This window comes from Kribbella sp. NPDC050241 (genome assembly GCF_044459685.1).
GTDB lineage: Bacteria > Actinomycetota > Actinomycetes > Propionibacteriales > Kribbellaceae > Kribbella.
On sequence record NZ_JBITJE010000002.1, the window covers coordinates 1,217,026 to 1,234,678 of the forward strand.

Sequence of the window (17,653 nt, forward strand, 5' to 3'; positions counted from 1 at the left end):
CCCGCGACCGGTGTGCGGGAGCCGTTTCTGCGGCGTAACAACCAGATGACCGCTCGGAAACACCCCGGTCATAGCGTCCTGGCCTACTAAGTGAGGCCGGATGATCGGAGACGCACGATGACGCTCGAGGCACGACCGGAGGTCGTCACTCCCCGCGACCGGACCGGGACGGTCGGCACGGTCGAGGCGCCGCGCCGCGGCCGCTGGATCGATGTGTGGGACCCCGAGGACGCCACCTTCTGGGCGCGGACCGGCCGCCGGGTGGCCCAGCGCAACCTGTGGCCGTCGATCTTCGCCGAGTTCCTCGGCTTCTCCGTCTGGCAACTGTGGAGCATCGTCGTGGTGTCGATGCCCAAGGCGGGATTCACCTACAGCACCGACCAGTTGTTCTGGCTGGTCGCGCTGCCCAGCCTGGTCGGCGCGACGCTGCGGCTGCCGTACACGTTCGCGGTGCCGAAGTTCGGCGGCCGGAACTGGACGATCGTCTCCGCGCTGCTCCTGCTGATCCCGACGGCCGGACTGTCCTACTTCCTGACCCGGCCGGACACGCCGTTCTGGCTGATGGCGCTGGTCGCGGCCACCGCCGGCGTCGGCGGCGGCAACTTCGCGAGCAGTATGACGAACATCTCGTTCTTCTTCCCCGAGAAGGAGAAGGGCTTCGCGCTCGGCATCAACGCGGCCGGCGGGAACCTCGGCGTCGCCGTGGTCCAACTGGTGGTGCCGATCGTGATCGTCGCCGGAGCCGGGTTGTCGCTGAACCGGGCCGGGCTGCTGTGGATCCCGCTGATCGTCCTGGCCGCCGTACTGGCGTGGAAGGTGATGGCGAACCTGTCCGTCGCGACCTCGTCGTTCCGGGCCTCGGTGACGGCGGCGAAGCGGCCGCACACCTGGATCATCTCGTTCCTCTACATCGGCACCTTCGGGTCGTTCATCGGGTTCTCGGCCGCGTTCCCGCTGCTGATCAAGACCACGTTCCCGGACGTCACCGGGGCCAACATCGCCTTCCTCGGCGCGCTGGTCGGCTCGGTGGCGCGGCCGTTCGGCGGCAAGCTGGCCGACCTGGTCGGCGGGGCCCGGGTGACGGTCTGCTCGTTCGTGGTGATGGGCCTGGGCATCCTGGCCGCGATCGTCTCGCTGAACGCGGGCAGCTTCGCCGGGTTCCTGATCAGCTTCCTGTTCCTGTTCGTCGCCAGTGGCGCCGCGAACGGATCGACGTACCGGATGATCCCGGCGGTGTTCCGGCTGACCACGCCGGGCGACCCGGGCCGGGCACGTCGCGAGGCGGCGGCCTGCATCGGGATCGCCTCCGCGGTCGGCGCGTACGGCGGCTTCCTGGTCCCGCGCGGCTTCGCGATGTCGACGAGCCACTTCGGTTCGCTGATCCCGGCGCTGTACGTCTTCTGCGGCTTCTACGTGGTCTGCCTGGCAGTGACGTACTTCTGCTACCTCCGCAAGGGCGGCCCGCTGAGTGGGGAGCGCGTGTGACGGCTGTCCCTACTCACTGCCCGTACTGCGCTCTGCAGTGCGCGACGACCCTGCACCCGGTCGACCGGCCGGGTGCGGTGTCGGTGCAGCCGCGAGCCATTCAAGCATTTGAGGGTGGCCCGACCAACCGCGGCGGGCTGTGCCGGAAGGGCTGGACGGCGCCGGAGGTTCTGACGGTGCCGGACCGGCTCACGACGCCGCTGCTGCGGAACGCCGCGGGTGAGTTGGTGGAGGCGAGTTGGGACGACGCGTTGGACTTCGTTGCCGACCGCATCCGGTCGTTGCAGGACTCGTACGGTCATGACGCGGTGGCGGTCTTCGGCGGTGGTGGGCTGACCAACGAGAAGGCGTACGCGCTGGGCAAGTTCGCCCGGGTCGCGCTCAAGACCGCGAACGTCGACTACAACGGACGGTTCTGTATGTCGTCCGCGGCGGCCGCGACGAACCGTGCCTTCGGTATCGATCGGGGGCTGCCGTTCCCGCTGGCCGACGTCGGTGGTGCGGGTGCTGTGCTGCTGGTCGGCAGCAATATCGCCGAGACGATGCCGCCGGCGGTCGCGCAGCTACAGGGCGCGCGCGACGCCGGTGGGCTGCTGGTCGTCGATCCGCGTCGTACGGCGACTGCCGGGCTGACTGCGGAAGCCGCGGGGATCCACCTCCAGGCGACTCCTGGGACCGATCTGGCGTTGGTCCTCGCGCTGACCCACGTCGTACTGCAGGAAGGGCTTGCGGACACGGCGTACCTGAGTGAGCGGACGGACGACCCGGAGGGGTTGTTCCGCTCGACCGCGGCTTGGTGGCCTGAGCGGGCCGAGCGGGTGACGGGCGTGCCTGCTTCGACGATTCGGCGGGCGGCCCGGGTGCTTGCGGCTGCTGCACCGGTGCATGGCGGCGCCGGCGTGTTCATTCTGACCGGGCGCGGTGCTGAGCAGCACAGCAAGGGCACGGACACGGTGACTGCTTGTATCAACCTTGCTCTGGCGCTTGGCCTGCCGGGACGGCTGGGGAGTGGGTACGGCTGCATCACCGGGCAGGGGAACGGTCAGGGCGGTCGGGAGCATGGGCAGAAGGCTGACCAGTTGCCCGGGTACCGCAGCATCGCCGATCCGGCCGCGCGGGCCCACGTTGCTCGGGTGTGGGGTGTGGATCCTGAGGACCTGCCTGGTCCCGGTCAGAGCGCGGTCGAGTTGATCAACGCGCTGGGTACGGCGGGCGGTGCGCGGGCGCTGCTCGTTCACGGGAGCAATCTGCTGGTGTCGGCGCCGCGGCTCGCATCGGTGCGGGAACGCCTTGCCGCGCTGGACCTGCTGGTGGTGGCGGACGTCGTACCGTCCGAGACCGCTCTGCTGGCGGATGTCGTCTTTCCGGTGACGCAGTGGGCCGAGGAAGAGGGCACCATGACCTCGCTCGAGGGGCGGGTACTGCGGCGGCGGGCTGCTGTCGCGCCGCCTGGCGACGTACGGAGTGATCTGGCTGTCTTTGCCGGGTTGGCCTCGCGGCTGGGGTGTGGGGCGGCGTTCTCGACTGATCCGGCCGAGGTGTTCGAGGAACTGCGGCTGGCCAGTGCCGGTGGAAAGGCTGACTACTCGGGGATCACCTGGGAGCGGATCGATGCGGGGGAGGCGTTGTTCTGGCCTGTTCCTTCTCCAGGGCATCCGGGGACGCCGCGGTTGTTCGCGGACGGGTTCAGTACGCCGGATGGGCGGGCGCACGTGGTGGCGGTGGGTCATCGGCCGGTCGCGGATGATCTTCACGCGGCGGCGCCGATGTATCTGGTGACCGGACGGCTGTTGCAGCACTACCAGAGTGGGGCGCAGACGCGGCGGGTGCCCGAGTTGGCGTCGGCGGAGCCGGAAGTGTTCGCGGAGATCCATCCGCGGGTGGCAGCGCAGTTGGGGATCGCTGACGGGCGGCCGATGCGGTTGCGGACCGCTCGCGGATCGATGGTGCTGCCGGCCAGGGTGACGGCAGATGTGCGTCCGGACACGGTGTTCGTGCCGTTCCACTTCGGTGGTGCGGAGGCGGTCAACGAGCTGACCAACGATGTGCTCGACCCGGTATCGCGGATGCCCGAGTTCAAGGCCTGTGCGGTCGAGGTGAGCGCCGCGAGTCTCCCGGCGACTGGAGTCTCCGCATGAGCCCGCGCGTGGTGATCATCGGGGGCGGGATGGCCGGTCGACGGTTGGCCGAGCTCTTGGCGTCGTACGACGTGACGGTGCTGGGCGACGAGCCGTCGTACAACCGCAGCCGTCTCACCGAGTACGTCGCCGGCCGCACCCCCGAGCCAATCCTCGGCAATGAGCCGGTCGCCACCGCAGTAGCCGTCGACCGCAACCGCCGCGTAGTAACGGACTCCGCCGGACACGAGTGGTCCTACGACCGGTTGGTGTTCGCGACCGGTGCGGTGCCTTCCGCGCTTGTTGGTTCCACCGGAGCTCACACCTTGCGTTCTGTGGGTGATGCCCGCGCCCTTGTTGATGCCGCGGGTCGGGTGCGGCGGGTGGTTGTGCTTGGTGGTGGTGTGCTTGGTGTTGAGACTGCGTGTGCACTGCGGGGGCGGGGTGTGCCGGTCACGTTGGTGCATGACGGGGAAACGCTGCTGGACAAGGCGGTTCGGGGGTCGGCGGGGCGGCGGGTTACGCGGGCGGTTCGTGAGTTGGGCGTGGAGGTTTTGCTCAACGCGACGGTCGAACGGGCTGCGTCACGGGATGGGCGGTTCCGGGCGTTGAGCCTGCGTGGCGGGCGGCAGGTGTTCGGCGACTTGTTGGTGGTGGCTTGTGGGGTGCGGGCGCGGACTGAATTGGCGGCTGGGCTGACGGTGCGGGACGGGATCGTTGTCGACCGCACGCTGACGAGTCCGGACGATCCGCGAGTGCATGCGATCGGGGATTGTGCCGAGATTGACGGCTGGGTCAGCGGGACGGTCGCGTCCGCGTGGGGGCAGGCCGAGGCGCTGGCGCGGCATCTGAACGGTGAGCCGGCCGGCGTGCCGGAGTACGACGTACTGCGGCTGACCGCCGGCGGGCTCGACGTGCTTGCCTTAGGCAACAAGGGTGAGGACGGGGAGGTGGTGCGGCTCGAGGATGGGGAGCGGTATGTGCGGGCCGTGCTGCGGGATGGTGTGGTCCGGTCCGCGGTCGCGATCGGGGCGCCGGAGGTGGCCGCGGAGTTGGTGCTGCTGGCGGACCGCGGGACGCCGGTCGCGGCGGACGGGTTGCTGGCGGATCCCGTCGTACCCAAGAAGAAGGTGACCACCGTCTGCCGTTGCAACGGGGTCACCAGGGCCGCGATCGAGGCGGCCTGGCGTGGAGGTGCCGACAGTGTCGCCGGCATCGCCGCCACGACGCGGGCGACGACCGGGTGCGGCAGTTGCGCCGGCGCCGTCGGCGAACTGCTCGACCGCTTCCGGCGCGGCGAGACCGAACCAGTTCCGAGCAGGAGGGCGACGATGAGAGAGCTGAAGAAGGCCCGGCACGTGGTTGTGGTGGGCGGTGGCATGGTCGCGCACCGGCTCGTGGAGGCACTGCGATCCCGCGACACCGAGATCCAGTGGCGCATCACCGTGCTGGCCGAGGAACCACGGCTGCCGTACGACCGCGTCGCGCTGACCAGCTACTTCTCCGGCCGCGACCCCCACGACCTCGCGCTCGGCGAACCGGAACTCTGGGACGACCCGGCGGTGACGCTCCGCAAGGGCGTCCAGGTCACGTCGATCGACACCACCGCTCGGACTGTGACAACAGCGCGCGGCGAGCAGATCGGGTACGACGAGCTGGTCCTGGCGACGGGCTCGTCGGCGTTCGTCCCACCGGTGAAGAACAACGACGCGCAGGGCTGCTTCGTCTACCGGACCGTCGACGACGTGGCCGCGCTCCGGGTCTACGTGGAGCGGCTGAAGTCCGAGGGCCGGCAGGTCAGCGGTGTGGTCGTCGGCGGTGGCCTGCTGGGGCTGGAGGCGGCCGGCGCGCTGCGGGCGTTGGGTGCCGCGACGAAGGTGGTCGAGTTCGCGCCGCGGCTGATGCCGCTGCAGGTCGACGAGGGCGGCGGCGCCGCACTCGCCCGGCTGATCGAAGGACTCGACGTCGAGGTGCTGGTGTCGACGCAGTGCAGCCGGGTGAAGCTGACGTCCCAAGGCGCGGCCCGTGCGATGGCCGTTGCCGACGGCCCCGATCTGCCGGCCGACGTGGTCGTGTTCGCGACCGGCGTACGGCCGCGGGACGAGCTCGGCCGGGCGGCCGGTCTGGAGATCGGTGAACGCGGCGGTGTCGTGGTCGACGAAGGCTGCCGGACCTCCGTGCCGGGTGTCTGGGCGATCGGTGAGGTAGCCTGCATCGAGGGCCGGGTCTGGGGACTGGTTGCCCCCGGCTACACGATGGCCGAGATTGTCGCCGACCGGCTGCTCGGCGGTGCGGCGACGTTCCCGGGTGCGGACACCTCGACCAAGCTGAAGCTGCTCGGTGTCGACGTCGCCAGCTTCGGCGACGCGTTCGGCGCGACCGAGGGCGCGCTGGACATCGTGTACGCCGACCCGGTCGCCGGCGTCTACAAGAAGCTCGTGCTGTCCGACGATGCCCGGACGTTGCTCGGCGGCATCCTGGTCGGCGACGCGTCGGCGTACTCCGGTCTCCGCCCGATGGTCGGGCGCGAGCTCGGCGCGGACCCGGCCGCGTTCCTGCTGCCCGAGGGCGCCGCGCCGGTCAAGCTCGAACTGCCGGACGACGCGCCGGTGTGCTCGTGCAACAACGTGTCAGCCGGCGCGATCCGGTGCTCGGTCCGCGACGACGGCTGCACCGACATGAAGTCGGTGTGCGGCAAGACCAAGGCCGGGACCAGTTGCGGCTCCTGCCTGCCGATCGTGAAGAACCTGCTGAACTCCGAGCTCACCAAGGCCGGTGTCGAGGTCAGCAAGGCACTCTGCGAGCACTTCGCATTGTCCCGCGCCGAGCTGTTCGACGTCGTCCGGGTGACCGGGCTGCGGACGTTCAGCGAGATCGTCGAGCGGCACGGGACAGGACGCGGCTGCGACATCTGCAAGCCGGTGGTCGCGTCGATCCTGGCCAGCCTGGACCCGGCCGGTCACGTCCTCGACGGCGAGCGGGCGACGCTGCAGGACACCAACGACCACGTGATGGCGAACCTGCAGAAGGACGGCACGTACTCCGTCGTCCCGCGGATCCCGGGCGGTGAGATCACCCCCGAGGGGCTGATCACGATCGGCGAAGTGGCCCGCGACTTCGGCCTGTACACGAAGATCACCGGCGGCCAGCGGGTCGACCTGTTCGGTGCACGGATCGAGCAGTTGCCGGCGATCTGGAAGCGGCTGGTCGACGCAGGCTTCGAGTCCGGGCACGCGTACGGCAAGGCGCTGCGGACCGTGAAGTCGTGTGTCGGCTCCACCTGGTGCAGGTACGGCGTACAGGACTCGGTCGGGATGGCGATCGCGCTGGAGCTGCGGTACCGCGGGCTGCGGTCGCCGCACAAGCTCAAGCTCGGGGTGTCCGGGTGCGCGCGGGAGTGTGCCGAGGCGCGTGGCAAGGACGTCGGCGTGATCGCGACCGAGAAAGGCTGGAACCTGTACGTCGGCGGCAACGGTGGAATGACGCCGCGGCACGCGGAACTGCTCGCGTCCGACCTGACCGACCCAGAGCTGTTCCAGGCCATCGACCGGTTCCTCATGTACTACATCCGCACCGGCGACCGGCTGCAGCGGACCGCGGTGTGGATCAACGACATCGAGGGCGGTCTGGATCATATCCGCGACGTCGTACTGAACGACAGCCTCGGCATCGCCGCCGACCTGGACGCCGCGATGGCCGCGCATGTCGATTCGTACGTGGACGAGTGGCGGGCCACGCTCAACGACCCCGACAAGCTGGCCCGGTTCGTCTCCTTCGTGAACGCGCCGGATCAGCCGGACGCCGACCTGCGGTACGTGGTCGAGCGCAACCAGCCGCGGCCCGCCACGCCGGCCGAACGCGGACAACTGGAGCCGGTGCTGCTGGCCGGCCCCCGATTGGAGGTACGCCGATGACTGTCCTGACTGCCTTTGTGGTGTGTGAGTACGAGGCACTGCTGCCGGAGCGTGGGGTCGCCGCCTTGGCCGGCGAGCTGCAGCTCGCGGTGTTCCGGACCCACGGCGGCGAGGTGTTTGCTCTGGGCAACCAGGATCCGTTCAGTGGGGCGAACGTGATGTCGCGTGGCATCGTGGGGAGCAGAGGCGAGGTTCCGACGGTGGCGTCGCCGATGTTCAAGCAGGTCTTCGACCTGCGCACCGGCGAGTGCCTGGACGATCCGTCGGTGTCGCTGCCGGTGTACGAGGTCGAGATCGTCGACGGACAGGTGATGGTGAATCTCGGTGAGCACGGCTAGGCCCGGGCCACTCAGTGGCTGCACGATCGCGGTCACCGCGCACCGGCGTGCGGACGACCTGATCGCGGCGTTCGAGCGGCGGGGCGCGAAGGTGCTGCACGCGCCGACGCTGCAGATCGTGCCGGTCGCCGACGACCACGCGCTGCTCGAGGCGACCCGGCGGGTGATCGCGAACCCGCCGGACGACGTCGTCGTCACCACCGCGGTCGGGTTCCGCGGGTGGATCGAATCCGCGGACAGCGCCGGCCTGGCGGCGGACCTGCTCGGCACGCTGGAGCAGTCGCGGATCCTGGCGCGTGGGCCGAAAGCGCGTGGCGCGATCCGGGCCGCCGGACTGGTCGAACACTGGTCCGCGCGGTCCGAGACGACGGCCGAGGTGGTGGACTGGCTGCGCGACCAGGGCGTCGGCGGCCGGAAGATCGTCGTACAGCTGCATGGGTTGTCGGATCCGGCGCTGCAGGATTCGCTGCGCGCGGCCGGGGCGTCGGTGCGTGGGCTGGAGGTGTACCGGTGGGGTCCGGCTCCCGATCCCGCTCTGGTGGAGCGGACGATCGGTCAGATCGGCGCGGGTGCGGTGGACGCGGTGGTGCACACGTCGGCGCCCGGTGCGCAGGCCATGCTCGACTCGGCGGCTTTGACCGGGCAGTACGACGCTCTGATCGCGGCGCTGAAGTCCGGCCGGGTGCTGAACGCCTGTGTGGGTCCGGTGACCGCCGGGCCGTTCGTGAACCTGGGCCTGGAGCCGCTCGTGCCGGACCGCTTCAGGCTGGGTGCGTTGATCCGGATCGTGACCGACCGGCTCACCGACGACAACGCGCGGTCGATCGAGACCGAGCACGGGCAGTTGGTGATCCGTGGTGGCGCCGCGGTCCTGGACGGCGTCGTACTCCCACTGGGTCCGGGTCCGCGGGCTGTGCTGGCCGCACTGGTGGCGGCCGGCGGTGATGTGGTGTCGCGGCCGGCGTTGCTCGCGGTGCTCCCAGGTGCCGAGGACGTGCACGCGGTGGAGGTCACGGTGAACAGACTCCGGACGGCGATCGGGAAACCGGAACTGGTCCGGACGGTGGTCCGGCGCGGGTACCGGCTGGCGGTCGAGACGGCCGGGATTCCTTCGTGATCGACCTGGTCGCGGTGGCGCACGGGACCGCCGATCCGCGGGGTATTCGGGTCGTCCACGAACTGGTCCGGATGATGGCGCGGCAGCGTCCCGGCGTACCGATGTCGCTGGGCTTCGTGGATGTCGACGTACCGGCGTTGCCGTCGCTGGTTCGACGGGTTGTTGCTGACAGCAACCAGGCGGTCGTGGTGCCGCTGCTGCTCAGCTCCGGCTATCACGTGTCCGTCGACGTTGCGGCCGAGGTGGACCGCTATCCCGGCCGGGTCCGCGCAGCGGCGGCCCTCGGCCCCGATCCGGTCCTCGCCGACATCCTCGCCGACCGCCTGGGCGACCTCTCCCGAGTCGACCACGTGGTCCTCGCCGCAGCCGGCTCCTCGGACCCCCGAGCCCTCCAGGACTGCTCGTCCGTAGCCTCACTCCTCTCCACCCGCATCGACCGCCCGGTCGACGTCGCCTACATCTCCGGCACCACCGCCCCTATGACCACAGTCCTCTCCCGAACCCCAGGCCGCACAGCCATAGCGACGTACCTCCTGGCCCCGGGCTTCTTCGAAACCCTCATCCACCGTCGCGCCCCCGGCCACCGCATCAGCCCGCCCCTGGGCGCCGACCCCCGCCTCGCTGCACTGGCCCTGCGCAGGTACGACGAAGTCCAGGTGCTGGCTCACGCCGCCGGGCTGTAGGTGTTGATGACTACGCCGGTTGTGGTGGTCTCGGAATGGTCCAGGGCCAGGGGCTGGTGGTGGTTGCCGAAGAGGTGGTGGCCGGAGCCGAGGGTCAGGGGGTGGATGAGCAGGATGTAGTGGTCGATCAGGTCGGGGATGGAGCGGATCAGGTGGCCGCTGCCCAGGACGATCAGGTCTTGCTCGGTCTTCAGTTTGGGGATGCCGTCGAGGGTGATGACGTGGGAGTTGGCCCAGGCAGGGTTCGTCACGGTCGACGAGACGACGTACTTCTGCTGGTTGTCGAGGGCCTCGGAGTACGGGTTGTCCGGCTGGTTCGGCCAGAAGCCGGCGAAGTCCTCGTACGTGCGGCGCCCGAGCAACATCCCGCCGAACCGGCGCCCCCGCCCGAGCACACGGCCCATGGCGTCCTGGCTGTACGGCGTTGCCCACCCGCCGTACCGGAACCCGTCGCGCGGGTCCTCGTCCGGCCTGCCCGGCGCCTGCATCACACCATCCAGGCTCACGTTGCACACCACCGTGATCTCACCCATGACTACCTCCTCATGTCGGTCTTCTCACCCCCTACACGAACGGGGCCCGACCAGATCGACAGTGTCAGGCTGCGTCGAGGGCGAGACCGAGGTGGGCTTCCTCGTAGGTGTAGTGGGCTTCGAGGTCCCCGGCGAGTTGTTCGAGGTCGGCGCGCAGTTGCTCGGCTGTCGCGCGAGTGGGCGCCGTGGTCAGCCGGTCGAGCGTCGCGGTGAGCTTTTCGTTGAGGGCGGCAACGGCTTCGTGTTCGCGGGTCAGGCGGTCGAACGCGGGTTTCAGTTCGGGGAAGTCCGCGGCCAGCCGCGGGAAGACGCCGTCCTCGCGGGTGTGGTGGGCGTGCAGGGAGCCGCAGAACGACAGGCAGTGGCGTTGCAGGTCGTTGATCGCCGCCGGTAGTTCGCCTTCTCCCGCCAGGTAGGTGTCGACCGCGGCAAGGGTGTCGGTGAGTTCGCGACGGAGGCCGGCGTGGATCTCCTTCAACTGTGCGGTGGCGGCGCCGGCGCGGGCCGGCGTGAGTGCGACGACCTGGATCACTCGGGAGGTGTTGCGCTGGTACTCCGCGAAGGCGGGGTCGCGGGCGGCCTGGTCGGCGAACAGGCGGTCCCGTTCGGCGCCGGTGGTCTCGGTCGCGATGGCGTCGTACCGGCTGCCGCCGACCTCGACGGTGACGGCCGGGTTGGCGCGAAGGTTGTGCAGCCAGGCGGGCGCCTGCGGCCGGCCGGCGTTGCTGGCGAACACGATCAGCCGCCCGCCGTCCTCGGCGTACGCGAGTGTGGTGGTGTGCGGCCGGGCAGAGCGCGCGCCGGTGGTGGTCAGAGACAGCAACTGTGCGTTCACGCGCATACCCTTTGCTGGACGAAGTCGTTTAGCTTTGCAAGCAAAATAGTTTTAAGGACAAAGGTATGTCAAGCGTCGATGACAGCATCCGCACGCTGTTGCTGCTGATGCCGCGGATGGTGGGGCGGACCAAGCGGATGAAGGTGCCCGATGAGCTGGCCGGCCTGAACCTCGCGCCCCGGCATCTCTCGCTGTTCGCCTACCTGCTGTTCGACGGCCCGCTCGGCGTCAACGACCTGGCCGAACGTCTCGAGGTCACTCCGGCGACGGTCAGCCTGATGGTCGGCGAGCTCAGCCGCAAAGGCATCCTCGACCGCCGCGAACATCCCGAGGACCGCCGTCGTGCCGTGGTGACCCTGTCGGACGCGCATCGGGAGGCGATCGACGCCTGGCTGGCCCGTGGCGCCCGGGCCTGGCGTGAGGCGCTCGAGCCGCTGTCCGACGACGAACGCGCGACGTTCGTCAAGACCCTCAAGGCCTACGAAGACGCCCTCTGACCACCCGGACCGCCGGCACTCACCAACGCGCCCAATCCGTCGCGGGGTGCGCTGAGCAAGGGTGAAAGGGCGGGGTGTCAGCGAGGTTGGTGAGTGGGAGCGGTCCGCCCGCGGAGGGAGGTGAGGTCGGACTGGCAGCGGGCTTCGACCTCGGCCAGTTCGTGGAGGGTCTCGTCGATGTCGCGGCGGCGTTGTTCGAGGTCGGCGCGGCGGTGGGTGATCTGGTCCAGGAGGTAGACGAGTTGACCCTCCTCGCCGGGCTCGGCGTCGTACATGTCGACGATGGTGGCGATCTCGTCGAGGGAGAAGCCGAGGCGTTTGCCTCGCAGGATCAAGCCGAGGCGGACCTTGTCGCGCGAGTGGTACACGCGGACAGTGCCGCGGCGCTCGGGTGTGAGCAGGCCGCGGTCCTCGTAGAACCGGATCGTGCGCAGGGTGACGTCGTACTCGGCCGCCAGTTCGGCGATCGACCAGGTCTGAGCGGGCACCCGGATATTGTGCACGCACCCCACTGTGCTTTACGTTTACGTAAGCGTCAAGCAACAGATTCCCATCTCACCCCGACAACCACCAGTTGCTCTGGTCATGGAGAGGGTGAAGGGAGGCTGAGCGTCAAGCACACACATTCCCGTCTCGCCCCGACATCCACCAGGTGCTTTGGTGATGGAGAGGGTGAAGGGAAGGTGAGCGACAAGCACACGGATTCCCGTCTCGCCCCGACAACCACCAGCTGCTTTGGTGGTGGAGAGGGTGAAGGGAAGGTGAGCGACAAGCACACGGATTCCCGTCTCGCCCCGACATCCACCAGGTGCTTTGGTGATGGAGGGGGACGGGAGGGTGAGCGTCAAGTACAGAGGAGTGGGTCATGTACGAGCTGTCCGAGGAGCACCGCGAGTTCCGGCGCAGCGTGCGCGACTTCGCCGAGGCGGAGATCGCCCCGCACGCGGCCGAATGGGACCGCAAGCACTACTTCCCGGTGGAGGTCGTGCAGAAGATGGGCCGGCTCGGCCTGTTCGGGCTGACCGCCCCGGAGGAGTACGGCGGCTCGGCCGGTGACTTCACCAGTCTGTGCGTGGCGATCGAGGAGATCTCCCGCGTCGACCAGTCGATGGGCATCACCCTGGAGGCGGCGGTCGGGCTCGGCATCAACCCGATCCTCACCTTCGGCACCGACGAGCAGAAGGCCACCTGGCTGCCCGACCTGGTGGCCGGCCAGAAGCTGGCCGGGTTCGGCCTGACCGAGCCCGATTCCGGCTCGGACGCCGGCGCGACCAAGACCCGGGCTGTCCTCGACCAAGGCGAGTGGGTGATCGACGGCTCGAAACAGTTCATCACCAACTCCGGCTCGTCCATCACCTCGTGCGTGACGGTGACCGCGCGGACCGGTGAGAAGGCGGACGGCAAGCCGGAGATCTCCACCATCATCGTCCCGAGTGGTACGCCGGGCTTCGCGGCCGAGGCGGCGTACGACAAGTTGGGTTGGCACGCGAGTGACACGCACCCGCTGTCACTCAGCGGCTGCCGGGTCCCCGAGGCGAACCTGCTGGGCGAGCGCGGCAAGGGGTTCGCGCAGTTTCTCGCGACGCTGGACGACGGGCGGGTGGCGATCGCCGCGGTCGCGCTCGGCTGCATCCGCGCCTGCCTGGAGATGTCGGTCCAGTACGCCGGTGAGCGCACGACGTTCGGAGTGCCGATCGGTCGCAAGCAGGGTGTCGCGTTCCAGATCGCTGATCTCAAGGTGATGGCGGACGCGGCGGAGCTGCTCGTCTACCGAGCGGCCGCGTTGAAGGACGCCGGCGCGTCGGTGCAGCAGTTCAAGCAGGCCGCGTCGGTGGCGAAGCTGTACGCGACCGAGTCCGCGGTGACCGCGACCCGGATCGCCACCCAGGTGTTCGGCGGCTACGGATTCATGGAGGAGTACCCGGTGACGCGCTTCTACCGGGACGCCAAGATCCTCGAGATCGGCGAGGGGACGTCGGAGGTTCAGCGCATGCTGATCGCCCGAAGCCTCGGCCTCCCAGTGGAATGATGACCGCATGACCCACGATCACTGGACCGAGGTCAAGGTCGCCCGCGAGGCGACCCTCGGCCCGCCGGACAAGGCTGCGGCCAAACTGGCCAGCCAGAACAAGCTGTACGTGCGGGACCGGATCGCCTTGCTCGTCGACGAGGGCAGCTTCGTCGAGGACGCGCAGCTGGCCAACGCCCTGAACGCCGGCCTGCCCGCCGACGGCGTGGTCACCGGCCGCGCGCTGGTCGACGGCCGGCCGGCGCTGATCGTCGCGAACGACCCGACCGTGAAGGCGGGGTCGTGGGGTGCCCGGACGGTGGAGAAGATCGTCCGGATCACCGAGGTCGCGCTCCGCGACGAGCTGCCGATCTTCTGGCTGATCGACTCCGCCGGCGCGCGGATCACCGACCAGGTGGATCTGTTCCCGGGGCGGCGTGGTGCCGGGCGAATCTTCCACAACCAGGTCGCGCTGTCCGGCAAGGTGCCGCAGATCTGCTGCCTGTTCGGCCCGTCGGCGGCCGGCGGCGCGTACATCCCGGCGTTCTGCGACCTCGTGATCATGGTCGACGGCAACGCCTCGATGTACCTGGGCTCGCCGCGGATGGCCGAGATGGTGGTCGGCGAGAAGGTCACGCTGGAGGAGATGGGCGGCGCCCGGATGCACACCAGCGTCTCCGGCTGCGGCGACCTGCTCGCCTCCGACGACACCGAGGCGATCGAGTTGGCCCGTACGTACTTCTCCTACTTGCCCGGTTCCTGGCAGACGCGGCCGCCGTCGTACGACGCGGCGCCGCCGGCCAGGGACTTCACCCGGGACCTGGTTCCGGCCGAGGAGAGCGTCGGGTTCGACATCCACGACGTGATCGACGCGCTGGTCGACGCGGACACGTTCTTCGAGGTCAAACCGGCGTACGCCCCGGAGCTCGTCACCGGGTTCGGGTTGCTGGCGGGGCAGGTGGTCGGGATCGTGGCGAACCAGCCGGCCGTCAAGGGCGGCGTGCTGTTCGTCGACTCCGCGGACAAGGCGGCCCGGTTCATCTGGCTGTGCGATGCGTTCAACGTGCCGCTGGTGTACCTGTGCGACGTACCGGGGTTCATGATCGGCAGCGAGGTCGAGCGCGCGGGGATCATCCGGCACGGCGCGAAGATGATCACCGCGGTGTCGGAAGCGACCGTGCCGACGGTGTCGGTGATCGTCCGCAAGGCGTACGGCGCCGGCCTGTACGCGATGTGCGGACCCGGCTTCTCGCCGGACGCGTGTGTCGCGCTGCCGACCGCGAAGATCGCGGTGATGGGTCCGGAGGCGGCGATCAACGCCGTCTACTACAACAAGATCCAGGAGATCGCCGACGAGGGTGAACGGGTCGAGTACGTGTCCCGGCTGCGGGAGGAGTACGAGACCGACATCGACATCCTCCGGCTGGCCTCCGACCTCGTCATCGACGCGATCGTCGAGCCGGAAGACCTCCGCACCGACCTGATCGCGCGGCTCGCCGCGGCCCAGACCAAAGACCGCCACTTCTCCACCCGCCGCCACGGCGTACCGCCGGTCTAGAACTCCTGCAAGCGCTCGCCGAGGCCGGCGAGGTAGTCGACCAGGCTGTCCCGCCAGCCGGTCACCAGGTGCGTGCGGTCGGCGTCGAGGCTGGGGTCGATGGCCCAGCCCGCGAACGGCCCGTGGGTGAACCAGGCGATCGCGTTGGTGAGCCGATGGAGGGCAGCGGTCTCCGGCCGCCGGCCGTAGGTCTCGAAGAACGCATCGGGCAGCGAGCCGCCGTTGCTCAGCTGGATGCGCTCGTCGAGGGCGGCGATCTCCTGGCCGGCATCGCCCACGCGGGTCTGGTCCCAGTCGATCAGGGTGGTGTGTGACGTCCCCACGATGATGTTGGCCAGGAAGACGTCGCCGTGCAGCAGGGCGGTCGGAGCCTGCCGTAGCCGCTCGGCGTGGTCGTCGATCAGCGCATGTAGGCGCGGGAGCCAGGGAAGGACGAACGGGAGGTTGGGCTCGAGTCGGGACTCGGCGTCGACCAGCAGCCGGTGGAGCTCCTCGACCGGATCGGTCGGGTGCAGGATCAGGCTGCCGGGACCGAAGCGGCCGGACAGACCGCTGGGGAAGCGCACCGCATGGACGCGACGGAACGCCGTACCGACCGATCTCCAGGTGGCGTCGGTCATCTTGTCGATCACCGCGGACAGCATGTCGCCGGGGACGTAGTCGTACAGCGTCGCGAACTCGTTGCCGCCGAGGAGTGCCGGCGCCCGTACGTTGCGGTCGGCCAGGAAACGCGCTCGGCCCTGGGGCAGGGGACGAGCCTCCTGCCGATGCCGCAGCACGACCTGCCGTGCATCCGCCAGGGTCGCGCGCAGTACCTCGTGGTCGAACCCGTGCCCACGCAGCGGTTCGACCGAGCGCACCGGCGCCAGTCCGGCCGCGGAGACGAGGTCGTCGAGCAGGTGGTCTGTGGAGGGCATACCCTGCATCCTCCAGTCCATTGGACGGTCACGCGAGCGATTTGGCGCGACGAGGACCGATAGGGTGCTCGGTGTGAGCGCAAACGATTTCGCCAACAGGATTCGGGCCCGGGAGCAGCTGATCGGTTACTGGGTGGTGATGGATGCACCGGTGGCGACCGAGCGGATCGCGAGGCTGGGATACGACTACGTCGTACTGGACGGGCAGCACGGTCTGCTGGGGTACCAGGGCCTGTTGAACGGGCTGCTCGCGGTGGACGCGGGCGCTGCTCTTGGTGGCGGCGCGACGGTGGGGATGGTGCGGGTCGAGGCGAACCATCCGACTCCGATCGGCCGGGCCCTGGACGCGGGTGCGACCGGCGTGATCGTGCCGCTCGTGGACAACTCCGAGGACGTCACCCGGGCCGTGCAAGCGGCGAAGTATCCGCCGACCGGAGTGCGGTCCTTCGGGCCGATGCGGGCGTCGCTGCGGATCGGCCCGGTCCCGGCCGACGCGGACGCGGCGACCGTCGTCCTCGCGATGATCGAGACGCCGCTCGGGCTGAGGAACGTGGCCGAGATCTGCGCGACGCCGGGCCTGGACGGGATCTACGTCGGGCCGTCGGATCTCGGGCTGTCGGTCGGCGCTCGCTTCCCCGGGGATCCTGAAGTCGAGGGGCCGTTCGAGGAAGCCGTCGCACTGATCGCGCGGACCGCGCAGGAGGCGGGGGTGGCGGCGGGCATCCACACCCAGGACGGGCAGTCCGCCCGGCGGCGGCTGAGCCAGGGCTATACCTTCGCGACCGTCGCCTCCGACCTCAGCCACCTCGAGGCCAGCGCCGCCGCACACCTCGACACCGCACGCTCATAGTGTCCTGAGTCGGCGACTCAGGACACTAGGAACATCACGGCGTACTCCCGGGTTAGGTTCTTCAAGGGAGCACACCGAGGAGGCCGGGGATGAAGGCACCCGAGCGAGGGGCGTTGCCGCTGCGGCTGGCGGCGACGCTGGGCCGGGAGTACGGGCGGCTGACGGAGGTCGTGCAGGGGCTGAGCGACGCCGACTTCGGGCTCGCGACCAGGTGCCCGGGAATGCCGGTTGGGCCCCTGCTGGTCCATCTGCTGTACGACGCCGAGCGTGCGCTGATCGCGTTCGCGAGCCCGGCTGTGGTCGGGCCGGACCGGGATTTCGTCACGTACTGGCAGGACTTCCCGCCGCGGATGGACGGCGACAATCCGGACACGAGCTTCGTCCGCGGCGTCGCGTCGTCGTACCGGAGGCCGGGGATGCTGGTCCAGCACTGGCGGGAGGTGTCCGAGGCCGCTGTGCGGGCGGCCGCGGCCGGGTTGTCGGAGAAGGGGCGGCGGATCGAGACGCAGGGTCATGTACTGCGGGCGACCGACTTCGTGGCCACGTTGGTGCTGGAGGCAACGGTCCATCATCTCGACCTGACCGTCGGTCTACCGGATGCGCCTGAGCCTGATCCCGAGGCGCTGCAGGTCACTGCGCGGACGCTGGACGGACTGTTCGGTCCGGAGGCGTGGGACCTGATCGGCTGGGACACGACGACGTACGTGCTGAAGGCGACCGGCCGGGTGCCGCTGGACGAGGACGACCTGGACATGCTCGGTCCGCACGCGGACCGCCTGCCGCTGCTTGGCTAGCCGGCCG

Annotated in this window: 15 protein-coding genes; 11 read left to right on the plus strand and 4 right to left on the minus strand. The window is 69.5% G+C overall.

Annotation, left to right across the window (positions count from 1 at the left end; genetic code table 11):
• Positions 1-117: 117 nt before the first annotated feature.
• The 6 genes from ACIBG5_RS13760 to ACIBG5_RS13785 are packed head-to-tail and all read left to right on the plus strand — an operon-like array spanning position 118 to position 9,654.
• Entirely contained in the window at positions 118-1,485 is a 1,368-nt protein-coding gene (locus ACIBG5_RS13760; protein ID WP_396391870.1) for an MFS transporter, read from the plus strand.
• Positions 1,482-3,623 (plus strand): molybdopterin oxidoreductase family protein, encoded by a 2,142-nt coding sequence (locus tag ACIBG5_RS13765; RefSeq protein ID WP_396391871.1) that lies wholly within the window; start codon positions 1,482-1,484, stop codon positions 3,621-3,623. The genes ACIBG5_RS13760 and ACIBG5_RS13765 overlap by 4 nt, the downstream gene beginning before the upstream one ends.
• Entirely contained in the window at positions 3,620-7,516 is a 3,897-nt protein-coding gene (gene nirB, locus ACIBG5_RS13770) for a nitrite reductase large subunit NirB (protein WP_396391872.1), read from the plus strand. Before ACIBG5_RS13765 ends, nirB begins: the two co-directional genes overlap by 4 nt.
• Complete coding sequence (gene nirD, locus ACIBG5_RS13775; RefSeq protein ID WP_360438562.1) at positions 7,513-7,854, plus strand: nitrite reductase small subunit NirD; 342 nt, start codon at positions 7,513-7,515, stop codon at positions 7,852-7,854. Before nirB ends, nirD begins: the two co-directional genes overlap by 4 nt.
• On the plus strand, positions 7,841-8,971 hold the full coding sequence (locus tag ACIBG5_RS13780; RefSeq protein ID WP_396391873.1) for a uroporphyrinogen-III synthase: 1,131 nt from the start codon (positions 7,841-7,843) through the stop codon (positions 8,969-8,971). Before nirD ends, ACIBG5_RS13780 begins: the two co-directional genes overlap by 14 nt.
• On the plus strand, positions 8,968-9,654 hold the full coding sequence (locus tag ACIBG5_RS13785; RefSeq protein ID WP_396391874.1) for a sirohydrochlorin chelatase: 687 nt from the start codon (positions 8,968-8,970) through the stop codon (positions 9,652-9,654). The genes ACIBG5_RS13780 and ACIBG5_RS13785 overlap by 4 nt, the downstream gene beginning before the upstream one ends.
• Here ACIBG5_RS13785 and ACIBG5_RS13790 read toward each other — a convergent pair.
• Positions 9,636-10,187, minus strand: coding sequence for a dihydrofolate reductase family protein (locus ACIBG5_RS13790; RefSeq protein WP_396391875.1), 552 nt, complete (start codon positions 10,185-10,187; stop codon positions 9,636-9,638). The genes ACIBG5_RS13785 and ACIBG5_RS13790 overlap by 19 nt on opposite strands.
• Positions 10,188-10,251: 64 nt before the next feature.
• Positions 10,252-11,022 (minus strand): nitroreductase/quinone reductase family protein, encoded by a 771-nt coding sequence (locus ACIBG5_RS13795; protein ID WP_396391876.1) that lies wholly within the window; start codon positions 11,020-11,022, stop codon positions 10,252-10,254.
• Between the two features lie 65 nt (positions 11,023-11,087).
• Here ACIBG5_RS13795 and ACIBG5_RS13800 point away from each other — a divergent pair, with 65 nt between their 5' ends.
• The gene (locus ACIBG5_RS13800; protein ID WP_360438547.1) at positions 11,088-11,519 is read left to right on the plus strand and encodes a MarR family transcriptional regulator; all 432 of its coding nucleotides are present in this window, start codon (positions 11,088-11,090) and stop codon (positions 11,517-11,519) included.
• 77 nt (positions 11,520-11,596) lie between these two features.
• On the opposite strand, the gene ACIBG5_RS13805 is transcribed toward ACIBG5_RS13800, so the two are convergent.
• Positions 11,597-12,007 carry a MerR family DNA-binding transcriptional regulator gene (locus ACIBG5_RS13805; protein ID WP_396391878.1) on the minus strand — a complete coding sequence of 137 codons (411 nt, stop codon included), beginning with the start codon at positions 12,005-12,007 and terminating at the stop codon, positions 11,597-11,599.
• 377 nt (positions 12,008-12,384) lie between these two features.
• On the opposite strand from ACIBG5_RS13805, the gene ACIBG5_RS13810 reads away from it, so the two are divergent.
• Together ACIBG5_RS13810 and ACIBG5_RS13815 are read left to right on the plus strand one after the other, a co-directional pair.
• Positions 12,385-13,548 carry an acyl-CoA dehydrogenase family protein gene (locus tag ACIBG5_RS13810; protein WP_396391879.1) on the plus strand — a complete coding sequence of 388 codons (1,164 nt, stop codon included), beginning with the start codon at positions 12,385-12,387 and terminating at the stop codon, positions 13,546-13,548.
• Between the two features lie 7 nt (positions 13,549-13,555).
• Positions 13,556-15,085 (plus strand): acyl-CoA carboxylase subunit beta, encoded by a 1,530-nt coding sequence (locus ACIBG5_RS13815; protein ID WP_396391880.1) that lies wholly within the window; start codon positions 13,556-13,558, stop codon positions 15,083-15,085.
• Here the strand turns inward: ACIBG5_RS13815 and ACIBG5_RS13820 are convergent.
• Entirely contained in the window at positions 15,082-16,002 is a 921-nt protein-coding gene (locus ACIBG5_RS13820; protein WP_396391881.1) for a phosphotransferase, read from the minus strand. The two genes, ACIBG5_RS13815 and ACIBG5_RS13820, sit on opposite strands and share 4 nt — an antisense overlap.
• Before the next feature lie 73 nt (positions 16,003-16,075).
• On the opposite strand from ACIBG5_RS13820, the gene ACIBG5_RS13825 reads away from it, so the two are divergent.
• Both ACIBG5_RS13825 and ACIBG5_RS13830 read left to right on the plus strand, forming a co-directional pair.
• Entirely contained in the window at positions 16,076-16,852 is a 777-nt protein-coding gene (locus ACIBG5_RS13825) for an HpcH/HpaI aldolase/citrate lyase family protein (RefSeq protein ID WP_396391882.1), read from the plus strand.
• A gap of 89 nt (positions 16,853-16,941) precedes the next feature.
• Positions 16,942-17,646, plus strand: coding sequence for a maleylpyruvate isomerase N-terminal domain-containing protein (locus ACIBG5_RS13830; RefSeq protein ID WP_360438531.1), 705 nt, complete (start codon positions 16,942-16,944; stop codon positions 17,644-17,646).
• Positions 17,647-17,653: the final 7 nt, after the last annotated feature.